This is a genomic window from Streptococcus sp. (assembly GCF_019414905.1).
Lineage (GTDB): Bacteria > Bacillota > Bacilli > Lactobacillales > Streptococcaceae > Streptococcus.
In genome coordinates this window covers 5253-7923 of record NZ_DXLC01000176.1, presented here as the reverse complement: position 1 = coordinate 7923, position 2671 = coordinate 5253, and the positions used below count along the sequence as shown (strand labels likewise).

At 43.5% G+C, this 2671-nt stretch carries 3 protein-coding genes and 1 pseudogene; all 4 read right to left on the bottom strand.

The genetic code is table 11. The features are described 5' to 3' along the window. Positions 1-116: pseudogene (locus QZ359_RS05385) on the bottom strand (GMP reductase); the annotation flags it as partial. Positions 117-314: 198 nt separating this feature from the next. Then, positions 315-1094 (bottom strand): Sua5/YciO/YrdC/YwlC family protein, encoded by a 780-nt coding sequence (locus tag QZ359_RS05380; protein WP_293963920.1) that lies wholly within the window; start codon positions 1092-1094, stop codon positions 315-317. Positions 1095-1121: 27 nt separating this feature from the next. Beyond that, positions 1122-1715, bottom strand: coding sequence for a 3-isopropylmalate dehydratase small subunit (leuD, locus tag QZ359_RS05375; RefSeq protein WP_000410618.1), 594 nt, complete (start codon positions 1713-1715; stop codon positions 1122-1124). Positions 1716-1724: 9 nt separating this feature from the next. Continuing rightward, positions 1725-2671: aconitase family protein (locus QZ359_RS05370; RefSeq protein WP_293963919.1), on the bottom strand; the 947-nt coding region annotated here is incomplete at its 5' end.

Genomic DNA, 2671 nt, shown 5'->3' with positions numbered 1-2671 from the left:
AAAGTGTGATTTCCAAGTGTGACACTCGTGTCTGCTTCTGCACGACTTTTAATGACACATTTATTTGGGATCAACTGAATATCTTCGTAATCAAAAATTGGAAATTCATTTAACATATCGATGTCTCGTTTCTTTTGTAATGACCTACCTATGCTTGCGCATCTCTACGCCTTTTCCGACGTTTCCTTAATTAATTATAAATCAAAGTACAGATTTTGTCAAATAATTTTATAAATTAAAATATAATGTTCGGATTTTTCTTGCGTAAATAGAAAAAAGAGGGGAAATTGTTTTCTCCCCACTCCTTCTCTATTCTAATAATACTCACCCTGGCGGTAGTCCCATGAGTTAAAGGTGTCTGACAGGTGCATCATGATTTTATCAATGTCAAGCCCTTTACGGATTACAACTGGTGCTGGTGATGTTGAACGAGCTCCTCCTTGTTCTGGGATGAGTTTGCCGTCTTTATCAACCATAGAGACCATCACACCTTGCTCATAGCGAGTTTCAATCGTTTTGTCAGGCTGGATAGAAGCAACGTAGTCATCTGCCTCGATAACAAGGTCCACTGCTCCTTCGATACGTTCTCCAATACCTTCTACTTTACCACGGTTTCCTTTTCCAGATGGGTTAGCTGATGAGGCATAAACCATCTTGCCTTCTTCCCAAAGTTTGTCAGCCAACTGTTCACCAGCTTTACCAAACTTGATGACAAAACAGCTAGTTCCACGAACGTCAGTCATAAGTTCTTCACGACCATCACCGTATGCTTTGAGTTTTTCAAAAGCTTCTGGTTTCCAAGGAAGGATACAACCAAGAAGAATATCTTCATCCCAATGTTTTTGGTAGAAGGCTTCAATTTCTGGGTTAAGTTGTGCTAAAGCACGAAGCTCATCCATGCTACCGCAGAGAACAACACCTGGTTTGTTACGGTTACGCTCTTTGGCTGCGAACTTACGCTCAAGTCCTGCCTTATCGCTGGTCATGATAATGTAACCAACTTTAGTAGGGCAAACGATACATCCGCCCTCACCTTTTAAAATGTCATAGCCTTCTTGTGAAAGTGTTCCGTTCCATTGAATGTGTTTTGTCATAGTTCTATTTCCTTTTCTAATTTTCTTCTAATCCTGCCAGTAGGCTGGTCGTTGTTTTTCATAGGCAGCAATCAAATCTTCATACTGCAAGGTAATTCCGATATCATCCAAACCATTTGAGAGCTTGTGTTTCCACTCGCTATCAATTTCAAAAGTGAACTCTCCAACCGGTGAGATGATTTTCTGTTGTTCCAAGTCCACAGTTACCTGGTCAGTCGGTTTGAGCTGGGCTAGCTTTTCTCTAACCTCTCTAGGCTGAACAATAGGCAACATGCCATTATTGAGTTCATTATTGTAATGAATATCCCCAAAAGATCCTGCAATCACGACCTTAAAACCATAGTCTGCTAAGGCCCAAGCTGCATGTTCCCTCGAAGAACCTGCCCCAAAGTTATCCCCTGAGATAAGAATACTGGCTTTACGATATTCAGGCTGATTAAAGACAAAGTCAGGATCCTCAGTATACTTGTCGTCCAGATAACGCCAAGCATACATGAGGTACTTACCAAAGCCTTTTTTATCAATCAACTTGAGAAACTGCTTGGGTAGGATTTGGTCGGTGTCGATATTATCATTCATGAGAGGAACGGTCGTTCCCGTATAAACTGTAAATTTCTCCATATCCTCTCCTTACTGGGCTTCTGGCATTTGCCGAACATCTACGAAGCGCCCTGCAATAGCTGCCGCAGCTGCCATGGCTGGACTGCAGAGGTGGGTCTTAGCACCAAAGCCTTGTCTATCTTCAAAGTTGCGGTTGCTGGTTGAGGCGCAGTGAACGCCATCTGGAACCTTGTCAGGATTCATCCCTAGGCACATAGAGCAACCTGGGTCTCTCCACTCAAAGCCAGCATCTAGAAAGACCTTATCCAAGCCCAACTTCTCAGCAGCTCGTTTGACAGGACGAGAACCTGGGACTACGATAGCCGTTAAGTTAGGAGCAATCTTCTTCCCTTTAACAAATCGCGCAGCCAGTTGCAAGTCGCTGAGACGAGCATTAGTACAAGAACCGATAAAGATATAGCCTAGTTCAATATCAGCTGGCTTTTGACCAGGCTCCAAGTCCATGTAATTGTAGGCTCGCTCATCATTCATATCCTTAATTTCTGGGAATCTACTGTCAAAGTCAACCCCCATAGCAGGGTTGGTTCCCCAGGTCACCATAGGAGCCAAGTCTGAAACATCCATCTGGATAACCTTATCGTAAACGACATTCTCATCACTGACAAGGGTCTTCCAATCTGCCACAGCCTCTTCAAAGTCCTCTGGAACACATTCCCGTCCTTTGAGATAATCATAGGTGGTTTGATCTGGATTCATGATTCCCATCTTGGATCCAAACTCGATGGACATATTGCAGATGGTCATTCGTTCTTCCATGCTCAGTGCATCAATAGCTTGTCCACGATATTCCACCACGTAGCCAACGCCGCAAGCAACGCCGTACTTGGCAATCAAAGCTAAAATGAAATCCTTGGAATAAACTCCTTTTTGAGGAACACCAGTGAATTCCACCAGCATTTTCTTGGGTTTGACCTGCCAGAGGGTCTGGGTAGCGAAGACATGCTCAACCTCACTAG

What these genes read in the sequence shown, in the direction of transcription:
- QZ359_RS05380 (WP_293963920.1), bottom strand. Translation starts at nt 1,094, where the DNA reads ATGACAAAACACATTCAATGGAACGGAACACTTTCACAAGAAGGCTAT.
- leuD (WP_000410618.1), bottom strand. Translation starts at nt 1,715, where the DNA reads ATGGAGAAATTTACAGTTTATACGGGAACGACCGTTCCTCTCATGAAT.